At 64.9% G+C, this 26106-nt stretch carries 32 protein-coding genes; 7 read left to right on the top strand and 25 right to left on the bottom strand.

Annotated features, from left to right (window positions below; genetic code table 11):
• Positions 1-3 precede the first annotated feature (3 nt).
• The 10 genes from JQ592_RS28700 to JQ592_RS28660 form a co-directional block, all read right to left on the bottom strand.
• Entirely contained in the window at positions 4-1023 is a 1020-nt protein-coding gene (locus tag JQ592_RS28700) for a WD40 repeat domain-containing protein (protein WP_211406255.1), read from the bottom strand.
• Positions 1023-2069, bottom strand: coding sequence for a CobW family GTP-binding protein (locus tag JQ592_RS28695; protein WP_211406138.1), 1047 nt, complete (start codon positions 2067-2069; stop codon positions 1023-1025). Before JQ592_RS28695 ends, JQ592_RS28700 begins: the two co-directional genes overlap by 1 nt.
• 56 nt (positions 2070-2125) lie before the next feature.
• Entirely contained in the window at positions 2126-2989 is an 864-nt protein-coding gene (locus tag JQ592_RS28690) for a metal ABC transporter substrate-binding protein (protein WP_211406254.1), read from the bottom strand.
• Between the two features lie 5 nt (positions 2990-2994).
• Positions 2995-3864, bottom strand: a complete 870-nt coding sequence (locus JQ592_RS28685) for a metal ABC transporter permease (RefSeq protein ID WP_211406137.1) — start codon at positions 3862-3864, stop codon at positions 2995-2997.
• Positions 3865-3870: 6 nt separating this feature from the next.
• Positions 3871-4626 carry a metal ABC transporter ATP-binding protein gene (locus JQ592_RS28680; protein ID WP_211406136.1) on the bottom strand — a complete coding sequence of 252 codons (756 nt, stop codon included), beginning with the start codon at positions 4624-4626 and terminating at the stop codon, positions 3871-3873.
• A gap of 2 nt (positions 4627-4628) precedes the next feature.
• Positions 4629-4871 (bottom strand): hypothetical protein, encoded by a 243-nt coding sequence (locus tag JQ592_RS28675; RefSeq protein ID WP_211406135.1) that lies wholly within the window; start codon positions 4869-4871, stop codon positions 4629-4631.
• Positions 4872-5015: 144 nt separating this feature from the next.
• Positions 5016-5516: a hypothetical protein gene (locus JQ592_RS28670; RefSeq protein WP_211406134.1), complete on the bottom strand. Its 501-nt coding sequence runs from the start codon at positions 5514-5516 to the stop codon at positions 5016-5018.
• Positions 5513-6124: a permease gene (locus JQ592_RS28665; protein WP_211406133.1), complete on the bottom strand. Its 612-nt coding sequence runs from the start codon at positions 6122-6124 to the stop codon at positions 5513-5515. The genes JQ592_RS28670 and JQ592_RS28665 overlap by 4 nt, the downstream gene beginning before the upstream one ends.
• A 72-nt stretch (positions 6125-6196) precedes the next feature.
• On the bottom strand, positions 6197-6319 hold the full coding sequence (locus tag JQ592_RS38620) for a hypothetical protein (protein WP_283816194.1): 123 nt from the start codon (positions 6317-6319) through the stop codon (positions 6197-6199).
• A gap of 68 nt (positions 6320-6387) precedes the next feature.
• A complete protein-coding gene (locus tag JQ592_RS28660) occupies positions 6388-6984 on the bottom strand; it encodes a superoxide dismutase (protein ID WP_183242504.1) in 597 nt (198 codons plus the stop codon).
• 242 nt (positions 6985-7226) lie between these two features.
• Here JQ592_RS28660 and JQ592_RS28655 point away from each other — a divergent pair, with 242 nt between their 5' ends.
• From JQ592_RS28655 to JQ592_RS28645, 3 genes are all read left to right on the top strand, one after another.
• Positions 7227-7754: a GNAT family N-acetyltransferase gene (locus JQ592_RS28655; RefSeq protein WP_211406132.1), complete on the top strand. Its 528-nt coding sequence runs from the start codon at positions 7227-7229 to the stop codon at positions 7752-7754.
• 83 nt (positions 7755-7837) lie between these two features.
• Positions 7838-9223 (top strand): MATE family efflux transporter, encoded by a 1386-nt coding sequence (locus tag JQ592_RS28650; RefSeq protein WP_211406253.1) that lies wholly within the window; start codon positions 7838-7840, stop codon positions 9221-9223.
• Positions 9224-9318: 95 nt separating this feature from the next.
• Positions 9319-9753: a DUF2147 domain-containing protein gene (locus JQ592_RS28645; RefSeq protein WP_211406131.1), complete on the top strand. Its 435-nt coding sequence runs from the start codon at positions 9319-9321 to the stop codon at positions 9751-9753.
• On the opposite strand, the gene JQ592_RS28640 is transcribed toward JQ592_RS28645, so the two are convergent.
• Positions 9750-10904: a DUF3095 domain-containing protein gene (locus JQ592_RS28640; RefSeq protein ID WP_211406130.1), complete on the bottom strand. Its 1155-nt coding sequence runs from the start codon at positions 10902-10904 to the stop codon at positions 9750-9752. The genes JQ592_RS28645 and JQ592_RS28640 overlap by 4 nt on opposite strands.
• 205 nt (positions 10905-11109) lie before the next feature.
• Here JQ592_RS28640 and JQ592_RS28635 point away from each other — a divergent pair, with 205 nt between their 5' ends.
• The gene (locus JQ592_RS28635) at positions 11110-11499 is read left to right on the top strand and encodes a hypothetical protein (protein WP_211406129.1); all 390 of its coding nucleotides are present in this window, start codon (positions 11110-11112) and stop codon (positions 11497-11499) included.
• Here JQ592_RS28635 and JQ592_RS28630 read toward each other — a convergent pair.
• The 5 genes from JQ592_RS28630 to JQ592_RS28610 all read right to left on the bottom strand — a co-directional run bounded on the left by JQ592_RS28630 (position 11496) and on the right by JQ592_RS28610 (position 16123).
• Complete coding sequence (locus tag JQ592_RS28630) at positions 11496-11705, bottom strand: hypothetical protein (protein ID WP_211406128.1); 210 nt, start codon at positions 11703-11705, stop codon at positions 11496-11498. The two genes, JQ592_RS28635 and JQ592_RS28630, sit on opposite strands and share 4 nt — an antisense overlap.
• A gap of 126 nt (positions 11706-11831) precedes the next feature.
• Complete coding sequence (locus JQ592_RS28625) at positions 11832-12554, bottom strand: SDR family NAD(P)-dependent oxidoreductase (RefSeq protein WP_211406127.1); 723 nt, start codon at positions 12552-12554, stop codon at positions 11832-11834.
• Positions 12547-13929 (bottom strand): class I adenylate-forming enzyme family protein, encoded by a 1383-nt coding sequence (locus JQ592_RS28620; RefSeq protein WP_211406126.1) that lies wholly within the window; start codon positions 13927-13929, stop codon positions 12547-12549. The genes JQ592_RS28625 and JQ592_RS28620 overlap by 8 nt, the downstream gene beginning before the upstream one ends.
• Entirely contained in the window at positions 13916-14161 is a 246-nt protein-coding gene (locus tag JQ592_RS28615; protein ID WP_015688794.1) for an acyl carrier protein, read from the bottom strand. The genes JQ592_RS28620 and JQ592_RS28615 overlap by 14 nt, the downstream gene beginning before the upstream one ends.
• Positions 14162-14308: 147 nt before the next feature.
• Positions 14309-16123 carry a long-chain-acyl-CoA synthetase gene (locus tag JQ592_RS28610; protein WP_211406125.1) on the bottom strand — a complete coding sequence of 605 codons (1815 nt, stop codon included), beginning with the start codon at positions 16121-16123 and terminating at the stop codon, positions 14309-14311.
• A 301-nt stretch (positions 16124-16424) separates the two neighbouring features.
• Here JQ592_RS28610 and JQ592_RS28605 point away from each other — a divergent pair, with 301 nt between their 5' ends.
• Complete coding sequence (locus JQ592_RS28605; protein WP_211406124.1) at positions 16425-17129, top strand: SGNH/GDSL hydrolase family protein; 705 nt, start codon at positions 16425-16427, stop codon at positions 17127-17129.
• Between the two features lie 8 nt (positions 17130-17137).
• Here JQ592_RS28605 and JQ592_RS28600 read toward each other — a convergent pair whose 3' ends face one another.
• From JQ592_RS28600 to JQ592_RS28575, 6 genes are all read right to left on the bottom strand, one after another.
• Positions 17138-17407 (bottom strand): DUF3551 domain-containing protein, encoded by a 270-nt coding sequence (locus JQ592_RS28600; RefSeq protein WP_211406123.1) that lies wholly within the window; start codon positions 17405-17407, stop codon positions 17138-17140.
• A gap of 27 nt (positions 17408-17434) precedes the next feature.
• A complete protein-coding gene (locus JQ592_RS28595) occupies positions 17435-17713 on the bottom strand; it encodes a DUF3551 domain-containing protein (protein WP_211406122.1) in 279 nt (92 codons plus the stop codon).
• A gap of 182 nt (positions 17714-17895) precedes the next feature.
• Positions 17896-19770, bottom strand: coding sequence for a molecular chaperone HtpG (gene htpG / locus JQ592_RS28590; RefSeq protein ID WP_211406121.1), 1875 nt, complete (start codon positions 19768-19770; stop codon positions 17896-17898).
• A gap of 132 nt (positions 19771-19902) precedes the next feature.
• The gene (locus JQ592_RS28585) at positions 19903-20316 is read right to left on the bottom strand and encodes a hypothetical protein (protein WP_211406120.1); all 414 of its coding nucleotides are present in this window, start codon (positions 20314-20316) and stop codon (positions 19903-19905) included.
• Positions 20317-20594: 278 nt separating this feature from the next.
• Positions 20595-21209, bottom strand: a complete 615-nt coding sequence (locus JQ592_RS28580; RefSeq protein ID WP_211406119.1) for a nuclear transport factor 2 family protein — start codon at positions 21207-21209, stop codon at positions 20595-20597.
• A 148-nt stretch (positions 21210-21357) separates the two neighbouring features.
• Positions 21358-22164, bottom strand: a complete 807-nt coding sequence (locus JQ592_RS28575; protein ID WP_026312585.1) for a response regulator — start codon at positions 22162-22164, stop codon at positions 21358-21360.
• Positions 22165-22384: 220 nt separating this feature from the next.
• On the opposite strand from JQ592_RS28575, the gene JQ592_RS28570 reads away from it, so the two are divergent.
• Both JQ592_RS28570 and JQ592_RS28565 read left to right on the top strand, forming a co-directional pair.
• Entirely contained in the window at positions 22385-22618 is a 234-nt protein-coding gene (locus JQ592_RS28570) for a NepR family anti-sigma factor (RefSeq protein ID WP_080135209.1), read from the top strand.
• Complete coding sequence (locus JQ592_RS28565) at positions 22618-23166, top strand: sigma-70 family RNA polymerase sigma factor (protein ID WP_018646832.1); 549 nt, start codon at positions 22618-22620, stop codon at positions 23164-23166. The genes JQ592_RS28570 and JQ592_RS28565 overlap by 1 nt, the downstream gene beginning before the upstream one ends.
• A gap of 58 nt (positions 23167-23224) precedes the next feature.
• On the opposite strand, the gene JQ592_RS28560 is transcribed toward JQ592_RS28565, so the two are convergent.
• The 3 genes from JQ592_RS28560 to JQ592_RS28550 all read right to left on the bottom strand — a co-directional run.
• Positions 23225-23923 carry a nitroreductase gene (locus JQ592_RS28560; protein WP_211406118.1) on the bottom strand — a complete coding sequence of 233 codons (699 nt, stop codon included), beginning with the start codon at positions 23921-23923 and terminating at the stop codon, positions 23225-23227.
• A 116-nt stretch (positions 23924-24039) separates the two neighbouring features.
• Positions 24040-25284: an acyl-CoA dehydrogenase gene (locus JQ592_RS28555; protein ID WP_211406117.1), complete on the bottom strand. Its 1245-nt coding sequence runs from the start codon at positions 25282-25284 to the stop codon at positions 24040-24042.
• Positions 25285-25421: 137 nt separating this feature from the next.
• Positions 25422-26106, bottom strand: a 685-nt coding sequence (locus JQ592_RS28550; RefSeq protein ID WP_283816193.1) for an acyl-CoA dehydrogenase family protein, incomplete at its 5' end; no start/stop codon positions are given.

Here is a 26106-nt window from a genome sequence, read left to right as displayed (position 1 = left end):
AGATTAAAGCTCCAGCAGGCCGCCATCCCCATTTTCGTCCGCGAACGCCAGCAGCGTGCCCTTGGCGTTCCAGGCGAGCGCGGCCACCGGCGGGGTGCCGTTGCGGCGAACCAGGATCTCCGCGCCGTCCTCCAGCCTCACCATCAGCACGGTGCCGTCGCTGTAGCCGGCGGCGAGGATGTCGTTCCTGGGATGGCAGGCGACGACCGACACACGCGCCTGCAGCGGCGCGAGCATCGCGGGCTCCTTGCCCATCGGGCCGTCCTTGCTGGCGAACGGCCAGATGATGACGGTATCGGCGCCGGAGGTCGCGAGCCCCTTGCCGCCCGCGCTCCAGGACATCGAACGGACACGGCCGGGGTAGCCGGTCATGCGCATGTGCCTGTTGTCCGCAAGCCGCCAGCCATGCAGCGCCGGCTCGTGCATCGCGGTGACGAGGAATTTGTTGTCGGGGCTGAAGGTGACCGCGTGATGCGAGCCGGCCCAGGGCAGGAATTCGGCCGAGCCCTCCATGTTCGGAAACCACAGCGTGGCGCCGTTGTAATGCGCGATCGCGAGCCGCAGTCCCTTCGGCGCGAACGCAAGGCCGCCGACGGTCGAGGGCACGTCGAGCGACTTCTCCTCGTTCTTGCCGCTCTTGACTGTCGCCGTCTTGCCGGCCGACCACGCGAAGGCGCCATCGACGTGCAGCGCCACCGCATCGATCCAGCGCCGCTTGGGGTCGGTGGCGAGCAGCGTCACCTCGCCCTTGGCATCGAGCGAGACCACCTTGCCGTCGTCGCCGCCCATGACGATGCGCTTGCCGTCGGAGGCGGTCGAGAGGATGCCGCCGCTGTGCACGGCGACCGTCGTGATCTCGCCTTGGCTATCGACGAACGCGACGTTCTCCTCGCCGCCGACGAAGGCGGCGCGAGGTCCAAGGAAGTGCACGGAGGTCACGGCCATGCCGAGCGCGACGGGCTTGACGCGGTCGGTGACGGAGACGATCGAGGCGGAATCGGGGGGCGGCGTAAACTCTTTCATCACGAGACGATGCAGCTCTCAAAGCCCTTGCGGATTGCCTCTTCCGGCAATTCGCGGCCGATGAAGATGAGGCGGCTCTCGCGCGGCTCGCCCTCCTTCCACTTCCGCTGATGGTTGCCCTCCAGCATCATGTGCACGCCCTGGAAGACGTAGCGGTCGTCGTCGTCGTGGAAGGCGAGGATGCCCTTGGAGCGGAGGATCTTGCCGCCCTCGACCTGCACCAGGTTCTGCAGCCAGGGCATGAACATGTTGGGATCGAGCGGCTTGTCGGTCTTGAGCGAGAGCGACTGCATGTCCTCGTCGTGATAGTGCTTCAGGCCGTGGCTGTGATCATGGTGATGGTCGTGGCCGTGATGGTGATGATGATCATGGTCGTGGTCATGATCGTCGGCCTCGAGGAAATCCGGCTCGATGTCGAGGATGCGGTCGAGATCGAACGCGCCGCGGTCGAGCACGTCGGCCAGCGCGACCGAGCAGCGCTCGGTGCGATGGAGTTTCGCATAGGGGTTGATGCCGCGGATGCGCGCCTCGACCTCGGCGAGCTCGGGCTTGGTGACGAGATCGGTCTTGTTCAGCACGATGACGTCGGCAAACGCGATCTGGTTCTTGGCCTCGGGCGCGTCCTTGAGCCGGTCGGACAGCCATTTGGCGTCGGCGACCGTGACGACCGCGTCGAGGCGGGCGTTCTTCTGCACGTCCTCGTCGACGAAGAAGGTCTGGGCGACCGGTGCGGGATCGGCAAGGCCGGTGGTCTCGACGATGATGGCGTCGAACTTGCCCTTGCGCTTCATCAGGCCGTCCATGATGCGGACGAGATCGCCGCGCACGGTGCAGCAGATGCAGCCATTGTTCATCTCGAACACTTCCTCATCGGCGCCGATGATGAGGTCGTTGTCGATGCCGATCTCGCCGAACTCGTTGACGATGACGGCGTATTTCTTGCCGTGGTTCTCCGACAGGATGCGGTTCAAAAGCGTGGTCTTGCCGGCACCGAGATAGCCGGTCAGGACGGTCACGGGAATTTTCTGAGAGGTCGCTTCAGACATAACAACTCCGGACTTTAAGGCTTTTTCGCGCGACGCGAGGCGGGGTGGCCCCTGCCCTAATGGTCAAGCGCGCTGGTCAGGGCCTTTATATTGTGCCTGACCATGTCAATGTAAGTGGGTGCAGGCCCCTTTTCGCCGGTCAAACCGTCCGAAATCAGGGTCCCGCCGACCCTTGCGCCGGTCTCGGCGGCGATCCGCCGGATCAGCCGGTCATCGCTGATATTTTCCAGGAACACGGCCGGGATTTTCTGGGCCTTGATCTGGCCGATGATGGCCGCAATGTCCCGCGCGCTGGGCTCGGTTTCCGTGGAGACGCCCAGGGGGGCGATGAACTGGATGCCGTATTCGGCCGCGAAATACCCGAAGGCGTCGTGGGTGGAGATGACCTTGCGACGCTCCTGCGGGATTTTGCCAACGGTGTCGCGGACCTCGCGATCCAGCGTTTCGAGCTTTTCCAGATAGGCCTTGGCCTGGGCACGGAAGAACTCCGCGTCGTCCGGAGCAGCGACGGCCAGCGCATTGGCGATGTCGGTCACGTAGATCCTGGCATTGGGGACCGACTGCCAGGCATGGGGATCTGCGGCCGAGCCGAACTTCAGCGGCACGATACCCGTGCTCGCGGTGATCACCTGCGCCTTGCTGCCTGCGGACTGCACGAGGCGCGGCAGCCAGCCCTCCAGCCCGAGCCCGTTGACGATGACGAGCCTCGCTTCCGCGACCCGCTTCGCATCGCTTGGGGCCGGCGTATAGACGTGGACGTCGCTGTCGGGCCCGACCAGCGTCGTCAGATTGATGCGGTCGCCACCGACATTGCGAACGAAATCGCCGAGGATCGAGAAGCTCGCAACGACGTTGATCCGCTCCGCGGCGTGCAGCGGCGAGGCGATCATCAGCAAGGCAAGGAGCACGAGGAAGCGCATCGCGGTCACGCCTCCAGATGCCGGCCGGGAAACAGCTGCCGGACGATGCCGCCGACGCGCCCGAACAGGACGGAAACGACGTAGAGCACCGTCGCCACGAGAATGATCGCGGGGCCTGAGGGGACGCGGGTCTGGAACGACAGCACCAGGCCGGCATAGCCGGAGACAGCAGCGGTCACCACGGCGATGCAGATCATCGCGGTGAGATCGCGCGACCAGAACCTTGCGATGCCCGCGGGCAGGATCATCAGGCCCACCGCCAGCAGAGTACCCAGCGCCTGAAAGCCGTTGACGAGGTTGATGACGACCAGCGCCAGGAAGGCGAGATGCGCAGGGCCCCCGGCCCGGCTCACGGTGCGCAGGAACAGCGGATCGACACTCTCGATCACCAGTGGGCGGTAGATCACCGCGAGCACCAGCAGCGTCACCGTGGCGTTGAAAGCGACCACCAGCAGCGTCTGGTCGTCCATGGCGAGGATGTTGCCGAACAGCACGTGCAAGAGGTCGATATTGGTGCCCTTGATCGAGACGATGGTGACGCCAAGCGCCAGCGAGGCCAGATAGAAGGTCGCAAGCGAGGCGTCCTCCTTCAGCCCAGTCGAGCGCGCGACCACGCCGGCGAGGATCGCCACGGCAAAGCCGGCGATCAGGCCGCCGGCCGTCATCGCGAACAGGTTGAGACCGGAGAGCAGGAAGCCGACAGCGGCGCCGGGCAGGATCGCATGCGCCATGGCGTCGCCGACGAGGCTCATCCGCCGCAGCATCAGAAATACGCCGATCGGCGCGCCGGCCAGCGACAGCGCGATCACGGCGGCAAGCGCCCGCCGCATGAACTCGAATTCGGTGAACGGACCGATCAGCGCGTCATAGACCATCGGATATCAGGCCGCCCGCGAGCTGATATCATCGGCCGCGCAGGCCGCGGCGGTGTCGTCGAAGGCCTCGCACATCCGCATCGCGACCATCAGATTCTCCGGCGTCAGCACCTCCGCCGTCGGCCCCCAGGCCACGGGACCGCGCGCCAGCACCAGCGTCTCGGTGAAATGATTGCGCACCATCTCCATGTCGTGCAGCGCGGCGAGCACGGTGCGGCCCTCGCCATGCCAGTGCTTGACCAGCCCAAGCAGGTCGGCCGTGGTCTTGCTGTCGATGGCATTGAAAGGTTCGTCGAGCACGATCAGGCTGGCGTCCTGGAGCAGCACGCGCGCGAACAGCACGCGCTGCATCTGGCCGCCGGAGAGCGTGCCGATCGGACGATTCTCGAAGCCGTTGAGACCGACGGACGCGATCGCACGGAGAATCTTCTGGCGTGCGGCCTTGCCGATGCCGCCGAACAGGCCGGCGTTGCGCCACAGCCCGGTGCCGACGAAATCGAACACCGAAATCGGGAAGCTGCGGTCGATCTCCGCGCTCTGCGGCAGATAGGCGATGTCGCGGGCATCGAGCCCGCCGAGATGGATGTTGCCGTCGAGCGGCCTCAGGATGCCGACGATGCCGCGCAGCAGCGTCGACTTGCCGGCACCGTTCGGGCCGATCACGGCAACCAGCGCGCCTCGCGCAACCTCGCCGTTGAGATGGTGCACGGCAGGATGCCGGTCATAGCCCAGCGTGACGTTGTGGAAATGCAGCGCCGCCATCCTCACCTCATCGCCAGGAAGACGACGCCCCAGAGCACGGCGCAGACGGCGAGCGCAGCCGCGAAGCGGCCCGCCATGGTCATGCGCAGGATCGACCAGGGCGCCGCCTGGGCCGGATGCGGCGAGGCCGCATCGTGGACATGGGCGTGGGTGTGGTCGTGCCCATGCGCGTGGTCATGGGAATGGCCATGAGAGTGGCCATGCGCATGGTCGTGCTGGTGGGCGTGGGACGCGGCGGGAACCATCCCAGAACGTTATATTATAACATTACCCCTGTCCACGGGCCCACCTCGTCATTCCGGGATGGTCCGAAGGACCAGACCCGGAATCTCGAGATTCCGGGTTCGATGCTGCGCATCGCCCCGGAATGACGGTGGATGGAGGCCCGCTCAAGGCTTGCCGATCACCATGGCGATGGCGGCCGCCACGAAGGGGAACGGCACCGAGACGGCGCAGCGGAACCAGACGAAGCGGGCCGGCATGAACGGGATTTCCCACAAAATCACCCGCTGGAAGGCAAACAGCGCCCAGGCCACGACATAGGCGACCACCTGCGGCACCCCGCCGCCGGACTTCAGCGCCACCGTGCCGATGGAGAAGCCGATCACGGGGCCGCCGGGCGTGGCCGCACCGGCGACCACGGCGGTGGCAACCCCGAGCCAGCCGCTGTCCGGGCCGAGCCAGCCGGTGATCACCTCCTGCGGGATGATCGCGGCGATGTAGCCGGAGCCGATCACCCCTAGCGCAATCCGCGGCACGATGTTGATGAAGTCCATCGAGCCTTCGCGTAAGGATGCCTTGAACACCGGCGGGCCGCGGCGAAAGGCGATCAGGCCGACGCCAAGCACCGAGCCCCACAGCAGGACGTCGATCAGAAGCGCCGCGCTCAACTCTCGTCGTCCTTCGCGAGCGGCTTCGTATAGAGCCTGACATAGACGAAGCGGCCGAGGGCGCCTGCGAGCACCGGCAGCGGCAACGAGATCACGATCCGCCACAGCGTGAAATCGGTGCCCATGATCGGGATTTCCCAGGCCACCGCCCGGCCGTAGCCGATCAGCGTCCAGCTCACGACCATGGCGATGGTGGCGCCGAAATCGGCGCCGACCGCGAGCAGCGCGCTCGCCACCGGATAGGCGGTGAAGGGGCCGCCGGGCAGGATCGCGCCGAAGGCGGTGCCGATCAGAAGGCCCATCAGGCCGGATTTCGGCCCGAGCGAGCGCGAGACTTTTTCGTGCGGCAGGATCTCGGAGATGAAGGCCCCTAACAGGCAGCCGGCCAGCACGCGCGGCAGGATGCCGCCGAACAGGGAGAGATCGTGGGTGAGAATGTCCAGAACACCGTCGGTGCCGTCACGTCGCCACACCAGCGCCGCGCTCACCGCCACGAGGGCCGCGATGATGATGGTCGACCAGCCGATCGGCTTGCGCACGCGTCCCGGCCGCGGCTCGGACTCCGCGTCCTCGGCAGGCGCCGGGGCTTTCGGGGGAAGTTCTGACAATGGGTGTGGAGCGGCTCGAGGGTGATGCCCAACCTGATTAAGGGCGCCGCAAACGCGATGCAAACGGTACGATCACAGGCCGATACGCGCACCGCGCAGGGCAATTCCGCACAGCAAAAAGGCGGCCGCCGATGCGACCGCCTTGTCTGTCATTCCGGGGCGCGCGTAGCGCGAGCCCGGAATCCATTTCTCCATGCGGACTGACGCCCGATGGATTCCGGGCTCGGCGCTGACGCGCCGCCCCGGAATGACGAGGTGAGAACTCAGGCCTTCTCGAACAGGGACTCGACGTATTCCCAGTTCACGAGGTTCTCGACGAACGCCTTGAGATAGTCGGGACGGCGGTTGCGGTAGTCGATGTAGTAGGAGTGCTCCCAGACGTCGACGCCGAGGATCGGGGTGGCACCGTGCACCAGCGGATTCTCGCCATTCGGGGTCTTGGAGATCTCGAGCTTGCCGTTCTTGACCTGGAGCCAGGCCCAGCCGGAGCCGAACTGGCCGACGCCGGCCGCCTGGAAGTCGGTCTTGAACTTCTCGAAGCCGCCGAGGTCCTCGTTGATCTTCTTCTCGAGCTTGCCCGGCAGCTTGGTGCCGCCGCCATTGGGCTTCATCCAGCTCCAGAAGTGGATGTGATTGTAGTGCTGGCCGGCATTGTTGAACACGGCCGGGTTCTTGCCGAACGAGCCCTTGACGATCTCTTCAAGGGACTTGCCTTCCCATTCGGTCCCCTTGAGCGCGTTGTTGCCGTTGGTGACGTAGGCCTGATGATGCTTGTCGTGGTGATATTCCAGCGTCTCCTTCGACATGTACTGGCCGAGGGCGTCATAGGCGTAAGGGAGTGGGGGCAGCGTAAAGGTCATGGCTTCTTGTCCGCAACTGGTGGGGAACGTTCTAACGGTCACCCCTTATAGAAGGTTCCGTTGCCATTAAATACCTCAGAATTTGCGAAAAGGCGTGATGGGGTGACCTTCCCCGAATGCACAAATTCGTCGCAACGCGCCGCCGTCGATCAAACCTGCGGTTCGCCATAAAATATCATTGCCTTTGAAGCGCTTAAGACAGAACAAACGCGCCACGAAGCGGAGCTGTGAAGGACAACGCCATGAGCATCGAGATCGACATTTTGAACGGCGACGCCTCGTGGCCGATTGCGGAGCCGCTGCATCAGGCGGTCTGGGGACCGCAGTTGGTCGCAGACAAGCCCTGGGCTCACGTCAAATGGGAGAACGCCCATCTGCGCGTGCTGCTCGAGACGCCCGAGGACGGGCTCGTCTGCCATGTCGGCGTGTACTTCCGCACCGTGACCTGGAATGGACAGAAGGTTCACGTCGGCGGCATCGGCGGCGTCTGCACGCGCGAGGACCGGCGCGGCCGCGGCTACGCGACGATCGCGATCGACGCGGCGGTGCATACCATGCGCGCCAACGAGGCGGTCCGCTTCGGGCTGCTGTTCTGCGAACCGCACAATTTCGCGTTCTACGAGGCCCGCAAATGGCAACCGTTCAGAGGTGACGTCTATTGCGAGCAGCCGGAAGGGCGAATTCGCTTCGACTACATGGCACCCTACGTCTTCGACATCGTCCGCGCCCCGACGCTGGGCACCATCGACCTATGCGGCCTGCCCTGGTGAGCCCTGCGTGAGATGGGGGCTGGCGCGGGCCTCGCGCGCCCTATAATATGTCGATCATCATTCAATATTCCGCACCGTGGCACATGACGATCGACGCCCCGCTAGATGCCGTGCCGCCCCGAGCCCCGGCCGCCTCCCCCATCGCGAGCCTGCTGACCGCGCCGATCCTGCCGACGCTGTTGCGGCTCGCCATCCCCAACATGATCGCGATGGTCGGCAGCACGCTGGTCGCGATTGCCGAGACCTCCTATATCGGCCGGCTCGGCACCATCCCGCTGGCTGCGATCGCACTGGTGTTTCCGTTCGCGATGCTGACGCAGATGATGAGCGCGGGCGCGATGGGCGGCGGCGTGTCGTCGGCGATCAGCCGCGCCCTCGGCGCGGGAAATCGCGACCGCGCCGCGACGCTCGCGCTGCATGCCGCCATCATCGGCCTCTGCGGCGGACTGTTCTTCACGGCGATGATGCTGGTGTTCGGCCGCTCGTTCTTCACGCTGCTCGGCGGCCGCGAGCGCGTGCTCGAGGAAGCCAGCAGCTATTCACAGGTGCTGTTCTCCGGCGCGATCGCGATCTGGCTCGTGAATACGCTCGCCTCGGTGATCCGCGGCACCGGCGACATGCGCCTGCCGTCGATGACGCTCATCGGGGCGAGCGTGCTCCAGATCGCACTCGGCGGCACGCTGGGGCTCGGCCTGTTCGGCGTACCGCAATTCGGCATGCCCGGCGTTGCCGCCGGCCAGCTGATCGCCTTCAGCTGCGCCGCAATCTTCTTCCTCTGGTATCTCCTGTCCGGCCGCAGCCGGCTGCAGCTCGATTTCCGCGCGTTCCATTTCGAGCGCGCGATGTTCCTGGACATCCTCAAGGTCGGCGCGGTCGCCTGCCTCTCGCCGCTCCAGACCGTGCTCACCATCCTGATCTTCACGAAGATCCTCGCGACCTTCGGCACCGAGATGCTGGCCGGCTACGGCATCGGCTCGCGGCTGGAATTCTTGCTGATCCCGATCACCTTCGCGTTCGGCATCGCCTCGGTGCCGATGGTCGGCATGGCGATGGGCGCCGAACATGTCGCGCGCGCGCGGCGCGTGGCCTGGACGGCGGCTGCGGCCTCCGGCCTCACCGTCGGCACGATCGGCCTCGTCGTCGCGCTCGATCCCGCGCTGTGGGTGTCGCTGTTCACGCGCGATCCCGGCGTCACGGCGGCGGCGCACAGCTATTTCCACTGGGCTGGCCCCGCCTTCGTGTTCTTCGGCATGGGCGTATCGCTGTATTTCTCCTCGCAAGGCGCCGCACGCGTCGGCGGTCCGGTGCTGGCCTCCACCGCGCGGCTGCTGATCGTCGCGATCGGCGGGATCGGCCTCATGACCGCGCAGGCGCCGGCCTGGACCCTGTTCGCGCTGGTCGGCGGCGCCATGGTCGTGTTCGGGCTCTTGACCGCGGCTTCGGTCGCGTTCGTGCGCTGGGGCAAATGAGCGCAGGCAAATCGCGCGCAGGAATGTGATTCAATCCGGCGTTGCACTATCTTGCCGGGCTGCTATGGAAGCGCCTCCATTTTCGGGGCCGCTCCATGTTCAGCAGATTCGCCATCCTCTCCGTCATCCTGACTGCGCTGCTCGGCGCGACTGCCGCGCATGCGCAGAGCGCCGACGGGACCTGGCTCACCCAGGCCGGCGACGCCCGCGTCAGGATCGGCAAGTGCGGCGGCGGCCTCTGCGGTCACATCGTCTGGCTGCGCGAGCCCATGGACACCGCGACCGGCCAGCCCGCCACCGACAGCAAGAATCCCAATCCCGCGCTTGCAAAGCGCCCCATGATCGGCCTGCCGCTGTTCAACGGCATGCAGCCCTCAGGTCCGAACAAATGGTCGGGCCAGATCTACAATGCCGACGACGGCAGCACCTATGCGAGCAGCGTCACGGTGATGTCAGCGGATTCATTGCGGGTCGAAGGCTGCGTCGGCGCGCTCTGCGGCGGCGAGACCTGGACGCGCGCGGGGCGCTAACTCGCCGCCGTCATCATCGCCTTCAGCGCCGTCGCCGCCGAGGCGTAGCCGCCCCGCGCGCCGTCGATGAAATGGACGTGATCACTGCGCAGCGCGGACGGCGTGAAGCAGGTCATCATCGCGGCGTCCTGCTGGTAGAGGCCGTAGCGCACGATGCCGTCGCGCGCAGCCGTCGCGAGACGATCGCTCAACGCGCGCTCGAGCTGCGGCGTGCAGTCGAGAATCATGCGCAGGCCATCGTCATATTTGCGGAAGTCCGAGTTCTCGACGACCTGGCGCTTGTAGAGGCTGGGCACGAAGCCGCCGACCTTGAGGTCGAAACGCATGATCAGATAGGCGAACAGCGTATAGGCCAGCACACTGGCTCTGCGCGCGAGCAGCGGACCGCCGCGCCTGGCGCGGGCTTCGAAGTCCAGCCCCTGCGGCGGCCATTTCAGCGGCGGCCCCTGCGGCGGCACCGGGCGGCCGCCCTCCGGGCTGCGCTCGACGAGATGGATGATATCCTCAATCACCTTGCGGAAGGCATGCGGATCGACGCCGCGCGCCGGCATCACCAGCACCGACAGGATCAGGCCGCGCGCAGCCGGCATCACCTCGAAGCGGCACGACAGGCCGGATAAGTCAGGCTGCGTGCCCGCCGGAGCTTCCGTCACGGCGAACTCGCCGCGCTTCATCGCGGCATCGGCCCAGGCGAGCCCGCCACCGGAGAACATCGCATAGGACAGGTTCGGCGACGGACCGAAACGCGCGACGCGCACATCGAGACCCTGTGCCCGAATGGCGCTCACCGGCACCAGCGCGACGCGCATCTTCAGATCGAGGTCCTCGCGCACCCAGGTGGCGGTCGCCGCGAGCGCATCGCGGGCGCGGTCGAGATCGCCGGGCGCGACTGCAAAGCTCGCGCCGTCGCCGCCGAACACGAAGGGGAATTCCCGCCCCTCCAGCGCATTGGTCACCGCCGCGATCACGGCCGCGCCGGCCATGTTGACCGCCTTGTAGCGCTGCGCCGCGATCGCCTTGGTCGAATCGACGATGTCGGCGACACCGATGCTCCAATCATCCGGCAGCGGCGCATAGAGCGTGGGATCCATCAGGCTGGTGAAGCCGCGGAAGACGGAGATGCCGCCGTAGAAGGATTCGCCTGATGTCATCGGGTGACGCCGGGTGGTTGGGAAACGTCCGAAACCAGATACGTGGCAGGGTCGATCGGGGTTCGATTTTCCGATCATTGGCTGAAATGGAGCCGGACAACAAGATCGCGCCGCGCCGCAATGCCGCAGCTCGTCATTGATCAGCATCAAACAGCGGGCCGCAAATGACGTTTACGGTTGATGCATCTGTAACGGTCGCGCGGGGATGATCGGGGTGTCTGATTTCGGCAGCAAGGACTCCGCCTCGCCGGTGCGTCGGCGCACGGGGCTCGATGCGATTAGCGCGGTGAAAATGCCGGAGATGCTCACCGCCACCGTCGATGCCTGGGCCGAGGCCCATCAACTGTCGCGCTCGGATGCCATCTGCAAGCTGGTCGAGTTCGGCCTGAAGGTCGCGCCCACTGCCCCGACATCAGCACATTCGGTCGCAACGGACGCCACCCGGGTCGAGGAACTGGCGGTGCACGAGATCGAGGGCCTGCTCGATCCCGCATTGCCCGAGGATGAACGCGAGCGCCGCATCCGCCGCCTCACCGAGGGACCGCCTGAATTTTCACACGAACGGATTGACCTGCCGAAGCAGCATCGGACCTAGTGCAGCTTCTCGTCCTGGCGCTTGCGCAGCGCGGATGCGGGGACGTCGTGGCAACCGACCAGACGCACGAATTGCTGCGGATACATCTCGTGGCCGTGATCGCCGGAATTCTGATGCGACATCGGCGGACAGCGGACGTCATCCGGCTTCGCGCGCGATGGCTCGGTCAGAGCCTGACTTGACGCGGTCATGTTTGAAGTGGCCATCGACTGCTCCCCTTCGATTAGGGCAGATCGATTGACGTAACCCAATCGACTGCGAGGCATCTTACGACCAAATCCGGCGTGATGTCATTGCGCCTGATCAACTCAATTGTTGCAGCCCGGTTCCGCCTACGCCGTATTCCCCGCGTCGATCGTGAACACGGTGCCGGTGACGTTGCGGCCGCCCTCACCCAGGAGATATTCCACCATCCGCGCGACGTCATCCGTCTCCGGCAGACGGCGCAACGCGCTGCGCCCCGCGATGCGTTTGCGGCCTTCGTCGGAGAGATTATGCGTGAGCTCGGTGTCGATGAAGCCCGGCGCGATCGCATTCACGGTGATGCCGAGCTTGCCGACCTCGCGCGCGAGGGACCGGGTGAAGCCGGTCGCGGCCGCCTTGGTCGCGCCATAGACGGAGAGACCATTGTAGCCCGTGGTCGCGATGATCGAGGAGATGTTGATGATGCGGCCGGCGCCATCAGCCATCATCTGCCGCGCCACATATTTGGTGAGGATGATCGGCGACAGCACGTTGAGCTGCACCAGCGCCTCGATCTCGGAATTGTGCATGGTGGCGAGCAGGCCTTCGGTGCCGAGGCCGGCATTGTTGACGAGGCCATAGATCGGGCCGAACTCGTCGCGCACGAGCTTTGCGAAAGCGGGGATCGCGTCGATCACGGCGAGGTCGCAGGCACGGAAATGCAGCCGCCCCTCGGAGGCGGCAATGGCGGCCTTGAGCTCGTCGCTCTCGCGCCGCGCGGCCGCAATCACGTTGTAGCCGGCGCCGGCGAGGCGCGTTGCGATCGCAAGCCCAATGCCGCGGCTGCCGCCGGTGACAAGAACGTTATGCATCGGTGCGCGCCAGTTTTCCGGCCGGGGTGACGTCGAGCGCCTCGACGAAGCGGATCACCGCCGGCACCTTGTGGGATGCGAGTTGAGCGCGGCATTGCTCCAGGATCTGGTCGCGAATCTCCTTCACCCGCGCCTGATCCGTGCCCTCAGTGAGGATCACATCGGCGACGACGATACCGCCGGTGATCGGGCTCTTGCGCGATTTCGCCCGCGACATTCGCACATCCGGATGACGGTTGATCACCGCTTCGATCTCTTCAGGGTGGACCTTCAGTCCGCCGATATTGATGATACCGCCGCGGCGGCCGACAAAATAGTAGCGGTCGCCGCGCAATTCGACAATGTCGCCGCTGTCGACGAACCCATCAGCATCGGTGAGCGCTGCGGCATTGCGGCCGATATAGGCGTGGGCCGTGCGCGTCGAGCGGATGCGCAGCGAGCCGTCCACGACCTTCATCTCGACGCCATTGCGGCTGCCGAGATAGTCGGCCGGGAAACCTTCCAGCCCGTCATTGACGGCGAAGCCGACGCCGGCCTCGGTCGAGGCATAGGCGTGGCCGACGGAGGCATTCGGGAACGCCGCCTTGAGGCCATCGAGCACGGCCTGGTCGGCGATTTCCCCGGAGAGACGGACGTAACGTGGGGCGAATTGCGCGGCCGAACCGCTCATCAGCAGCTTGCGCCAATGCGAGGGCGTGCCGGAGATGTGCGAGACGCCGCGCGCGTTCAGCCGCGCGACGTGATCGGCGAGCGCTTCGTGCGGATCGGACAGCACCATCGAGCCGCCGGAGAGAACGGCGCGGAGGAATATCTGCAGGCCGCCGTAGCGGCGGATGTCGTAGAACGTCGCCCACACCGGCGCCGGACCGCGCGCGGGGCCTTCGGCAATGATGGCGCCGGTCAGCGCTTCCAGCGTATGGCCGGCGATTTTCGGCACGCCTGAGGTGCCCGACGTCAGCATCAGCCATTCGGTGGCGCGCTCGGTCTTGGCCGGCGCTGTGGCTTGAAGCGGCAAATGTGCGGTGACGACGAGCGGCACGCCGGTCTCCGCCCAGCGATCGGGTTCGTCGGTGACGACGGCATCGATCCCGGCATCGGCGATCAGGGTGTCGAGATGCGCCGGGTTGAGGTCCGGCGGGCACAGCAGCATGCGACGGGCGATGCCGTCGAGCTCGATCATGGCGAGGCCCGACCGGAGTTGGTCTGACAGCTTGAGCAGTACGGCGCGGCCGGACAATTCGTGCAGCCGGCCGCCCACGACCGTGTGCGACAGGATGTCGGTCAGCGACACGACATCGTGCGCATCGGAAATCGTGCGGCCCTTCAGCTCCGCGCCGAGATGGTCACGGAGCGCAAAGATCTCACGCGGGGACATTTTCATAGGCCCGCACGAAATCGCCCACCGTGGCGGGGAACGCGGCGTCCTCGGAAATGGTGAAGGGATCGACGCCGGTCTCGTCCTCCAGGCGGGCGACCAGGATCGCGAAGGCGAGCGAGTCAAAACCCGTCTCGTGCAGGGACAGATCGTCCGAGAGTGCGGGAAGCGTGACGTGCTGTTCCTTGGCGATCTGCTGGATCGCCTCAATGACCTTAGACCTTACCGACATGGCTGGCTCTCTTTTGTTATCGCTCGTCCGTGTTGCGGCGGCTCTTGATAACCGCCTCCCCATGGCCGTCTGTTTACCCGATAGAAGTAAATGGCTTCTTGGACAATTCAGATAAAATTGGAACTATCTGGCGGATTTTGGTTGCGACTACAGCCGGATCGTACCGTCGACGATATCAGCATAGGTATTGGAAGCGAGCGCGACATAGGCACCGGACTTCGGCTCGAGCATGAACAGCGGATCGGAGACCACGGCCGGGTCAAAGCCCTCGCGGGCGAGCTCGCCCTTCTTCTGCTTGAAGGTCTCGGTGGCATCGAGCTCGCGCGAGATGCGGATGAAGACCGGGCGGGCGTAGGCCGGCAGGCGCTGGGCGAGATGCGCAGGCATCGCGGTGATGTCAAAGCCCTCGTTGACGACGATCGCGCTCATGCCGGCGCGGCCGTCGGTACCGGGGATACTGACGCCGTAGGTGGTGGCGTCGACCACGCCGGTGAAATCGCGCACGGCATCGTTCACCTCCGAGGTCGCGACGTTCTCGCCCTTCCAGCGGAAGGTGTCGCCGATGCGGTCGACGAAATGAAAGAAGCCCTTGTCGTCGAGCCGCATCAGATCGCCGGTACGGAACCAGGCATCGCCCTTGGCGTAGACGTCGCGCAGGATCTTCTTCTCGGTCTCGCCCGCATCGGTGTAGCCCTCGAAGCGGCCGCCGCCCTGGTCCGCGGTCCCGATGCGGCCGATCGCTTCGCCGGCCTCGCCGCGGGCGCAGGCGAGGCAAAAGCCGTCTTCATTGCGCAGCGGTGATCCGCTATCGGGATCCAACTTGACGAGGCTTGCCGGAAAGCGATGCGCGAGCAGCGGCGGGATGCGTCCGATCGCGCCGACCTGGCCCTCGACGTTGAACAGCGAGAAATTGCCTTCGGTCGCCGCATAGAATTCGAGAATACGGGGGATGGCGAAACGGGCCTGAAAATCTTCCCATATGTCGCCGCGCAGGCCGTTGCCGCAGGCGACGCGCAGCCGATGCCGGTTCTCGTATTCCGACGGCGGCGCCTTGAGCAGGTAACGGCAGAGCTCGCCGATATACTGGAACAGCGTGCAGTCGTGCCGCACGATGTCGGGCCAGAAATGCGAGGCCGAGAATTTTTCGGCGATCACCACCGCGCCGCCGGCAGCCAACATGCTGCACGGCGCGACGATGCCGCCGACCGAGTGGAACAGCGGCAGGCAGTCGTAGAGCCGGTCCTGCGGGCTCGCGCCGGTAAGGCCCGCGAACCAGAAACCCCAATTGAGGATGCGGCGATGGCTGATGCTGGCCGCCTTGGGCAGGCCAGTGGTGCCGGAGGTGTAGATCAGCAGCGCGCGGTCGTCGATGGTGACGTCGCCATGCTCCTCCGCCAGGAGCGGACCGTCGTCGAGCGCGGTGAGCGCGACGTCGATGGCGCGCTCGCTGCAGGCATCGCCATGGGTCCAGATCTTCGCCTCTGTCTTCAGATGCGGCTTCGCGCTCTCCAGCGTCGCCACCAGATCATGCGCCACGATGATGTGCAGAGGCTTCGCGACATCGAGGCAATGCGCGAGCGATTGGCCGACCAGCTTGGTGTTGATCAGCGCAACCACACCGCCGATCCGGCTGATGCCGAGCCAGGCGGCGACATAGTCGATGCCGTTGGGCATGATCAACGCAACGGTATCGCCCTTGGCCACGCCGACCGAGCGCGCCCAGCGCGCATAGCGGTTGATCCGTTTCGACAGGCCGTCATAGTCGAGCGCGGCATTGTCCGTGACCAGCGCGACGCGGCCGGGCTGGCGCCGCGCCCAATCGTCGACGACGTCGGCGAACAGGCGGCCCGGCAGCGTCTCGATCCGCGCGGTGAGCTCGATGGCCTTCAGCCAGATCTTGGATGCCGACGGCGCACGCGCGGCTTTCGGTTGCTCGATGACGCCGGTGGTCATGCCGTTCATTCTTTCGGAACGTGTCTGCTGGTGGCGGCAGCTTAGCTCGCGCGCCCTGCCCAGGCGTTAAGAGACAAGGTAAAAGCCGGTTAGTGCGTGATTAACTCTAGTCATCCTTTACCAAGCCGGCGGGAACGGCGTGCGGCCTGGTGCGATTCTTGCGATAGCAAATCCAGTCATTCGGGCGCGCTGCGCGTGTCCCCTCTCCCCGCAAGCGGGGATCAGGAAGGAATGGCGTGGCTAGGCGATCCCGGGCAAACGGGCTATTCTTTTCTACCCTGCGTTGTCGGAGTTGAAAGGGAGGCGACCCGTGGCTCTCGATCCGTCAGAGTTTCCTGTCCAGGCCGCACCGTTCGAGCAGCCACTGACGAATTTCGCCGGCCGAGTGAGAGATGGGCAGGCCAGGGTGGTCGCGATCGGCTCGTCGACCACGGCGGGCGAAGGAGGCATCGCTCCCTATCCGCAGCGGCTGTTGGCGGATATTCGGATCAAATTTCCAAATGTCGCAATCGAGGTGATCAATCGGGGCGTGGGCGGCGAGGATGCTCCCTTGGAGCTGAAGCGGTTCGACCACGACGTCTTCGACCTGAAACCCGATCTCGTCATCTGGCAGGTCGGCACCAATTCGGTATGGCAAGCCGATGGCCCCTCATTCGCGGACACTACGAAAGCCATCCGTGAGGGTGTCGACCGACTGCTCCGCGCCGAACGGATCGATGTGATCCTGATGGACCTTCAATATGTGCCTGCGGTGCTGACACCGGCCAAGCGCAAGAAGGCGGAGGCCATGGTCGAGGCGATCAGTCAGATCGCGCACGAGAAGGGCGTCAACGTCTTCCGCCGCTTCGCACTGATGAAGGGCTGGTACGAGGTCGCGAAGATCTCATTCGACCGCCTGGTGGACCCGGGCGACGATACCAGGCTGCATGCCAGCGACTGGACCACCGACAAGATGACCTGGCAATTGGCCGACGCGATCACCAGCGCGACCAACGAGGCGCCTCACGGCACCTAAAGGGAAAGTTAGCCGCTTCTCCCGCGGCGCAGACGTGGCGACGGCGCGTTGACCGGATAATACGGATTGAGATCGCAGGTCGCGGCGCGGCCTGAAGCAGTGGCGCGGCATTGCGGCAGAGACGTGAAGGAGCAGTCGTACCACTCCCCACCACCGCCATTCGCGCCGGAATAGACGTGCATGCAGACGGGAAAACGGGGGTCGAAGGTCTGCGCGTGCGACGGCGTGGCCGCGAGCACCGCACTGAGGATCACGATCTGGCCGAACGAGATACGCATGACGAACGCTCCTGCGCTCCGGATCGCTCAATGCACCTTCTTGTAACGCTTGCGCGGAGGCGGCGGCGGTTCGTCGAAGGCGTAATAGGGATTGAGGTCGCAGCTCGCGGAGCGACCTGACGCCGTGGCGCGGCACTGCGGCAGCGAGGTGAAAGAGCAGTCGTAATAGTCGCCGCCGCCACCGCGGCCGCCTAGCGTATAGACGTGCATGCACACCGGATAGCGCGGATCATAGGTCTGCGCGCTGGCATCTGCCGCAGCAAACAGCGTGACAATCGCGGTGAGGGTCAGGATCGGCAAACGCATGGAGACATCCTCGAATCGATGGCGCCGGCACGTCCGATGCCGACGCCCTCCTATGGCATAACACGACCGCAGAGGCGACTGTTCCTGGGGACATATGACGGCAAGGTGAGGTGGACTTCTCGCGATGCACTCGTCATGGCCGGGCTTGAACCGGGCATGACGAGCAACGAAGCCGCGCGAAGCTAGCCCAGCCCCTGCAGCACCAGCCGGTTCAGCCTCGCCGCAAACGCCGCGGGGTCTTCCGGCAACTCGCCGTCCAGGATCTGCGCCTGCTCGAGCAGAAGCAGACTGAGATCGTCGACGTCCCCGGAGCCGGCCTGGGCCCTGGTGATCGCTCCCACCATCGGATGGCGCAAATTGATCTCGAGCACCGGCTTGGTGCGCATGCCGCGGTTCTGCTGCGACAGGATGCGCTCGAGCTCGCGGCTCGGGCCCTGGCTGTCGGCGACGAGACAGGAGGCCGAGCTGGTGAGCCGCGTCGAGGCCTTGACGTCGCTGACGCGCTCGCCGAGCGCGGCCTTGATCACGGCGATGGTGGCCGCTTCATCGGCGACGGGCTCGTCCTTCTTCGCCTCGTCCTTGTCGTCGAGGTGCGGGATCAGGTCGAGATTGAGATCGCCTTGGCTCAGCGACTTCAGCGGCTTGCCCTCGAACTCCGTCGGCATCGAGGTCCAGAAGGCATCGACCGGGTCGGACAGCAGCAGCACTTCGATGCCGCGCGCGGTCGCAGCTTCCAGCCGCGGGTTGGACTTCAGCCGCTCGATGCTGTCGCCGACGAGATAATAGATCTCGGTCTGGTTCGGCTTGAAATCGGCGACGACCTGCTTCAGCGACCGCTTCTCGCCCGTCGTGGTGGTGAAGCGCGACAGCGCCAGCAGCTTCTCGCGGCGCTCGAAATCCTCGTAGATGCCTTCCTTCAGCACCGCGCCGAAGGCATCCCAGATCTTTGCAAAATTCTCCGGGTCCTTGTCGGCGAGGCTTTCGAGCTCGGAGACGACGCGGGTCGCGACGGCTTTCCGGATCTGCGCCAGCTGCGGATTGTTCTGGAGCATCTCGCGCGAGATGTTGAGCGGAAGATCCTCGCTGTCGACGACGCCGCGGATGAAGCGCATATATCCCGGCAACAGGTCGGCATCGTCGGTGATGAAGACGCGGCGGACATAGAGCTTGACGCGGCCCTTGCGGTTCGGCTCGAACAGGTCGAACGGCTTGGTCGAGGGCGCGAACAGCAGCACGGCGTAGGAGTAGCGCCCTTCGGCGCGGTAGTGCAGCGTCATCGCGGGATCGTCGAAGGCCGAGGCGATCTGCTGATAGGCCTTCTTGTAGTCCTCAGCCGTGAGCTCGGATTTCGAACGCTGCCACAGCGCGCTCGCCGAGTTGATCTGGCGCGGCTCGCCCTCTTCCGGCACGAGCTCGATGGGAAACAGGATATTGTCGGAATAGGCGCTGACGATGCGCTCGATCTCGTAGGTTTCGAGATACTTCTTGGCGTCCTCCTTGAGGTGCAGGACGATCTCGGTCCCGCGCGCCACGCGCGCCGCGTCCTCCTCGCTGGCGCGTGCGATCTCGAAGCCGGAGCCGCCGGAAGACGTCCAGGTCCAGACGTCGCTCTCGCCGGCGCGGCGGCTGATGACAACGATCCTGTCGGCGACCATGAAGGCGGAATAGAAGCCGACGCCGAACTGGCCGATCAGGCCGAGACCGTCCTTGGCTTCCTTCAGCTTGGACACGAAGGCCTTGGTGCCGGAACGGGCGATGGTGCCGAGATGGTCGATCAGCTCCTGCCGCTCCATGCCGATGCCGTTGTCGGCGATCGTGAGCGTTCCGGCCGTCTTATTCGGGATGATGCGGATCTTGAGCGCGTCCCCCTCGCCCAGCAGCGCCGGCGTTGCGATCGCCTCGTAGCGCAACTTGTCGCAGGCATCCGAGGCGTTGGAGACGAGCTCGCGCAGGAAGATGTCGGTCTCCGAATAGACGGAATGCACCATGAGGTGCAGGAGCTCGGAAACCTCGGCCTGGAAGGGCTGCGTATGCACAGCCGTGTCTGACGTCGTCATGCGTTTACCCGGTCAAATCAAAGTGGAAAGCCCGGATATAACGCGATGAGAGGGCGGATCAAGAGGACGTGAAGCGGTTGGCCTACGCCTGCGGCGGAGGCGATCCTGCCCATGGACGTGGACGACGGGCGATCAGGTCACGCAACGGCCGGGCTGGAGCAGCTTGGCGACCTCGGTCAGCGAGCTGACCATCGGCTCGCAGGCGATCGTCGGCTTGTTGCGGCCTTGCTGCTTCTTCTGGTTCTGGAGCAGCACCGGCGGCTTGGCGTTGCCGGTTTCGATCACCGCGGGGACCCGCAGCAGCACCGAAGTATCGGCGAGATCGTTCAGCCGCATCGACACGGTGCGGGTAGGAACTGCCGCCTGCTTGAGCTCGGCCAGCCGGTCGGCCTTGCCGGCCCGATTGACGTTGTGACCCGGCTTGTCAGACTTGTCGGCGACCGCCTGCCAGCGGTCGGCCAGATCGTGGCCGGAGGCGAGCTGCACGGCACCGAGCGTCGTGGCAATCGCGAAGGCACCTAAAAATACCTTTTGAATCTGTGACATGGCTGTCGATCCCTGGCCCCATGGCGATCGCGGGAACAACGCGAGCGGAGGACCAGGGGTTCTCGGCCGTCACGATCACTTAACCGTGTGCGAAAAGGTCGGGGCGCCCATGCAAAAAAATTCGCAACCGCCTGGAACGACTCCCGCGCCTGGGAGTCGTCTCAACAGCCGGCTATTCCCCCCTGCCCCATAAGCCGGCGACGTAGGGCGCGACTGTGGTGATGCCAGTCGCGCCTTACTTTTGTCTGGGGCTCACTTCGTTTTCTTTTGTCTGGGGCTCACTTCGTTTTCCCCGCCAGCCAGTCCCGCCCCTCGCCGTAGAGCTTTTCGACTTCCGCACCGATGAGGCCCGGCATGTCGCGCTTGACCTTGTAGCCAATCAGCTCCTGCATGTAGGCGAGGTGGCGGTAGCCTTCGGGCAGCGCGGCGAGCGCTTTCTGGTCGAGTTGAAGCGTCGCGGCGGGATCGACCGGGTCGATGCGGTCCTTCTCGTAGATCGGCTGGCGGCGGACGATGCCCCAATTGCCAATACCTGATTGGTCATGCCGCTTCTCCAGGAAATCGTAGAAGCGGCCGGTGCAGACGACGTCGCAGAGCACGTCGTGGACAGGTGCGCGCTGCGAGATCGTCATCTTGGTCTGGGCGATGGCGCGCTCGCCGGACAGATCGATGCTGGTGCCGCCGAGGAAATGCAGGATGCGGACGCCCCTGGCGAACCCTTCTTGGCTGACGCGGATGAAATCCCGCGCCGGCCCCTGAAACCAGGTAGCGGACATCCAGCCCTCCTCGTGCCAGACGGTGGCAAAGCGCTCCCAATCACCCGCGTCGCGCCAGACCGCCCAGTTCTCGACGAGGTCGCGGATGGCGAGGCGATCGAGGAGCGTTTGGTCCATGGGTGCATCTCCGGCCGGGATCAATCCATGAGGTTTGAGCGGCGAATTCGATAGCCGTCAAGCACGGCCGACAGACATGAAAATCCGGCGTGCCTTACAGCACGCCGGATCAAATCATCATTGTCAGTGGCAGGCGAGCGGCGCTTCGTCAGGCCGCCGGCACCTTCGGCGCGCGGTTGCGTGAGTTGCGCTGGAAGAACAGCGCCTGGCTCGCCACCGCCGACACCATCGCCGGCTGGAACGGTTTTGAGATCAGGAACGCCGGCTCCGGGCGTTCGCCGGTGAGGAAGCGCTCGGGATAGGCGGTGATGAACACCACCGGCACCTCGAAGGTGCGCAGCAATTCATTGACGGCATCGAGCCCCGACGAGCCGTCGGCGAGCTGGATATCGGCGAGGATCAGGCCGGGCCGCTTGTTCTTGGCGAGCGCCACCGCGTCGGCATGGGTGCGCGCGACGCCGACGACATTGTGGCCGAGGTTCTTCACCAGGCTCTCGAGGTCCATGGCGATGAAGGTCTCGTCCTCAATGATCAGCACGTCGGTGGCGATCTCGGCCGCCATCTCGCGCCCTGCGGCGTCCGCGAGCCGCCGCGTCTCGGCAACGTCAGTGCTGAGGATGAAGGCGACTTCCTCTTCCGAAAATCCCTCCAGCGACAGCAGCAGGAATGCCTGCCGCGGCAGCGGCGTGATGTTCGACAGCCGCCGCTCGGGCGGCATCGGCAGGGTCGTCACCTCGGCATCGTCGTTGACCGAAACCGAATTCCAGATCTGGGTGAACAGCCGAAACAGGCCCGCACGCGGCCCATGGCTCTCGTCGAGCACCGACGGATCTCCCAGCATGGCTTCCAACATGGCTGCGACATAGGCATCGCCCGAGGCCTGGCTGCCCGTCAGGGCGCGTGCGTACCGGCGCAGCAACGGCAAGTGTTCAGCGACAAGCTGTGAACGGGACATCCCCACTCCATTCATCTTCGGGCCAACCTCAGAGAACAGGAACCAAGAGGGGAGGCCCGGGTTCCCCTGCTGGGCTGACTACGCCTCAGGACAAGAAAAGTTCCGCGAGAGGGGGAACTTTTTGTCGAACCTGGAATTGTGCCTATCCAGGGAACGGCTCCCGGTTGAGAAAACTTCTCGATTTTACAGTAACTTAACTCGGGGAAACGTGGAACAGGTCATGAAAGATCTCAAGTCTCAAGCCAGCAAAAGCACGACCCCCGGCAAGGGAGGCCTCACTCCGGAGATCCAATCCCGGATCGGGCATCAACTGCGCGCCATGTACGACGACGTCGTGCGGCAAGGGGTTCCGGACCGGTTCGCGGAACTGATCAAGAAACTTGATGCGCCGGGAGGCGCACCCCAAGTGGAAACTGATGGGGGCTCCAACGACAACAACAATGGGAGGGATTAATGCCTCTCACGGAATCCCTGCGTAACGACATCCTTGCGGCCGTGCCAAGTCTGCGCGCGTTCGCGATCTCGCTCAGCGGCAACGCAGACCGCGCCGACGATCTGGTTCAGGAAACGCTGTTGCGCGCGCTCGCCAACATCGACTCCTTCCAGCCCGGCTCCAACCTGCCGGCCTGGCTGTTCACGATCCTGCGCAACCTGTTTCGCTCCGATTATCGCAAGCGGCGGCGCGAGGTCGAGGATGCCGAGGGCAATTATGCGAAGACGCTGAAGACGCAGCCTTCGCAGAATGCGCATCTCGAGTTCGAGGAGTTTCGCGGCGCGCTCGAGAAGCTCCCGCAGGACCAGCGCGAGGCCTTGATCCTGGTCGGCGCCTCCGGCTTCTCCTATGAGGACGCGGCCTCGATCTGCGGCTGCGCGGTCGGCACCATCAAGAGCCGCGTCAATCGCGCGCGCTCGAAGCTCGCCGCGCTGCTCTATGTCGACGGCGCCGAAGACTTCGGGCCCGACGAGACCGTGCGCGCCGTGATCGGCGGCAGCGGCGGATAGAGGGTCCACGGCATACGTGTGAAGGCGGCCGTTCGCGCGGCCGCCTTCGTGCACGTCATCACTGCTCCACGAACGTCACCGTATCAGGCACGCTCGCGCGCGAGGTGCGGTAGCTGTTGACCTTGTGAGCATGGTCGGCATAGCCGAACGAGATGCCGCAGACGACGCGGCGGTCGTCCGGCAGATTGAAATGGCGGCGGATCAGGCCGGAATGGCGCGCCAGCGCCGCCTGGGGAATCGTGCCGAGCCCGAGCGCCTGCGCCGCCAGCATGAAATTCGAGACATAGGCGCCGCAATCGATCGCACCGTAGATGCCGAGCGGCTCGTTGGTGTGGATGACGGCGATATGCGGCGCGCCGAAGAAATTGTAGTTCTCCAGCGCCTGCTTGGCGTAGGCAGCCTTGTCGCCGCGGGCAATGCCGAGCGTATTGTAGAGCTGGAAGCCGCTCTCGCGGCGGCGCTCGAGATAGACGCCGACATATTCGCGCGGCGGGGTGAAATCGTAGTCGTCGCCGAGGCCTTTCGAGGCCTCCGCGTAGATCGCCTTGCGAAAGCGCTCCTTGGCCTCGCCGCTGGCGATGATGACCTGCCAGGGCTGGCTGTTGCACCAGGACGCGGTGCGCTGCGCGGTGGTCAGCACATGCGCGATGGTGGCGCGATCGACTTCCTTGGGCAGGAACGCGCGGACGGAGTAGCGCTCGTTGAGAAGCTCTTCGAGCACGCCGATGCGGTCGTTTTGTTTCACTTGTGCGTCCATGGATCAGCTCGCATTCTTCGTAGGGTGGGTTAGCCGAAGGCGTAACCCACCACTTCTGTCTCCGCGGAAACTAAAGAGGTGGGTTACGCTTCGCTAACCCACCCTACAAGACCATATCACCGCCCCTTCGTCGGGATCTTGTTATACGGCACATCCTTGTCGACACGAATATCGCCCGGCAGGCCCAGCACGCGCTCGGCAATGATGTTGCGCAAAATCTCGTCAGTACCGCCGGCAATGCGCATCGAGGGCGAGGACAGCAGCATCTGCTGGAACTGGCCTTGCGCCGTCTCCTCGTCCGTACCGGTCAGAACACCGGCCGCGCCCTGCAGGTCCATGGCGTAGGTCGCGAGGTCCTGGAGCATCATGCCCGACACCAGCTTGCCGATCGAGTTCTCCGGACCCGGCCGCTCGCCCTTCGACAGCGCCGAGATGGTGCGGTAGCTGGTGTATTTCAGCCCGCTCGATTTCGCCGCCCAGCTCGCAAGCTTCGAGCGAACCGCGGGATCGTCGATGGCAAGCCCCTCCTCCAGCATCAGGTTGGAGCAGAACTCGAACATCTCAGGCACGCCGGTCGCAAGCCGCGCGCCGATCGACATGCGCTCGTTCATCAGCGTGGTCAGCGACACGCTCCAGCCCTCGCCGACGGCGCCGAGCCGCTGGCTGTCGGGGATCACCACATCGGTAAAATAGACCTCGTTAAACTCCTGCATGCCATTGGCCTGCTTGATCGGACGGACCTCGACGCCGGGGCTCTTCATGTCCAGGAAGAACATGGTGAGGCCCTTGTGCTTGGGCACGTTCGGATCGGTACGCGCGATCAGAAGACCGTAGTCGGAGTAATGCGCGCCCGAGGTCCAGATCTTCTGGCCGTTGACGACCCAATTGTCGCCCTTCTTCTCCGCGCGCGTGCGCAGGCCTGCGACGTCGGAGCCGGCGGACGGCTCGGAGAACAGCTGGCACCAGATCTCCTCGCCCGAGGCGAGCTTCGGCAAGTACCGACGTTTTGCATCTTCGCTGCCGAAGGCCATCACGGTCGGCCCGCACATGCCCTCGCCGATCTGGAACGGCTGCGTCAGCTTGCCGTAGACGCCTTCCTCCTGCTGCCAGATCACCCGCTCGATCGGGCTCGCGCCGCGGCCGCCATATTCCTTCGGCCAGTGCAGGCAGGCCCAGTTGCCCTCGAACTTCTTCTTTTGCCAGGCCTTGCCGACATCGACGATGTCGTGCTTGGCAAGGCGAATGCGGCCGAGCGAGGATTTCGACAGCTCGGCATGCAGCTCCTTCGGCGCATTGGCCTCTACCCATTTGCGCGCGGTCTCGCGGAATGCGGCTTCCTGCGGTGTGTCGTCGAAATTCATGGCGCTTCCCTTTTATTGTCATTCCGGGGCGCGCAACGCGCGAACCCGGAATCCAGAGGTTACCTACACATCTCGAGATTCTCAGGTGCGCAACTGCGCACCAGAGTTCGGCTCTTCGAGCCGCCCCGGAATGACGGCTAGTTCCTTCCCTTGGTCGGGATCTTGTTGAACGGCACGTCCTTGTCGACACGGATATCGCCGGGCAGGCCCAGCACCCGCTCGGCGATGATGTTGCGCATGATCTCGTCGGTGCCGCCTTCGACACGCGTGCCCGGCGCACGCAGCAGCATGGCCTGGAAACGGCCGGCGAGTTCGGCATCCTCGCCGCTGATCACGCCGCTTGCACCCTGCAGATCCAGTGCATAGGTCGCAACGTCCTGGATCATCGAGCCCGCGACCAGCTTGCCGATGGAGTTTTCCGGCCCCGGCCGCTCGCCCTTCGATAGCGCCGAGATCGCGCGCATGCTGGTGTATTTCAGCCCGCTCGCCTTCACCGCCCAATTGGCGAGCTTCGAGCGCACCGCGCGATCCTCGATCGCCGGACCGTCGTCCAGCATCAGGCTGGAGCAATACTCGAATAGCTCCGGAAAACCGGTCGAGACGGCCGCGCCGATCGCGCTGCGCTCGTTCATCAGCGTCGTCAGCGAGACGTTCCAGCCGTCGCCGACCTCGCCGAGGCGCTGATGATCGGGAATGCGGACGTTGGTGAAATAGACCTCGTTAAACTCCTGCATGCCATTGGCCTGCTTGATCGGACGGACCTCGACGCCGGGGCTCTTCATGTCCAGGAAGAACATGGTGAGGCCCTTGTGCTTGGGCACG

This window comes from Bradyrhizobium iriomotense (genome assembly GCF_018129405.1).
In the GTDB taxonomy this organism is placed as follows: Bacteria; Pseudomonadota; Alphaproteobacteria; order Rhizobiales; family Xanthobacteraceae; genus Bradyrhizobium; species Bradyrhizobium iriomotense_B.
Note: the sequence above shows the minus strand (reverse complement) of the source record. Positions and strands in the feature narration are given on the sequence as shown.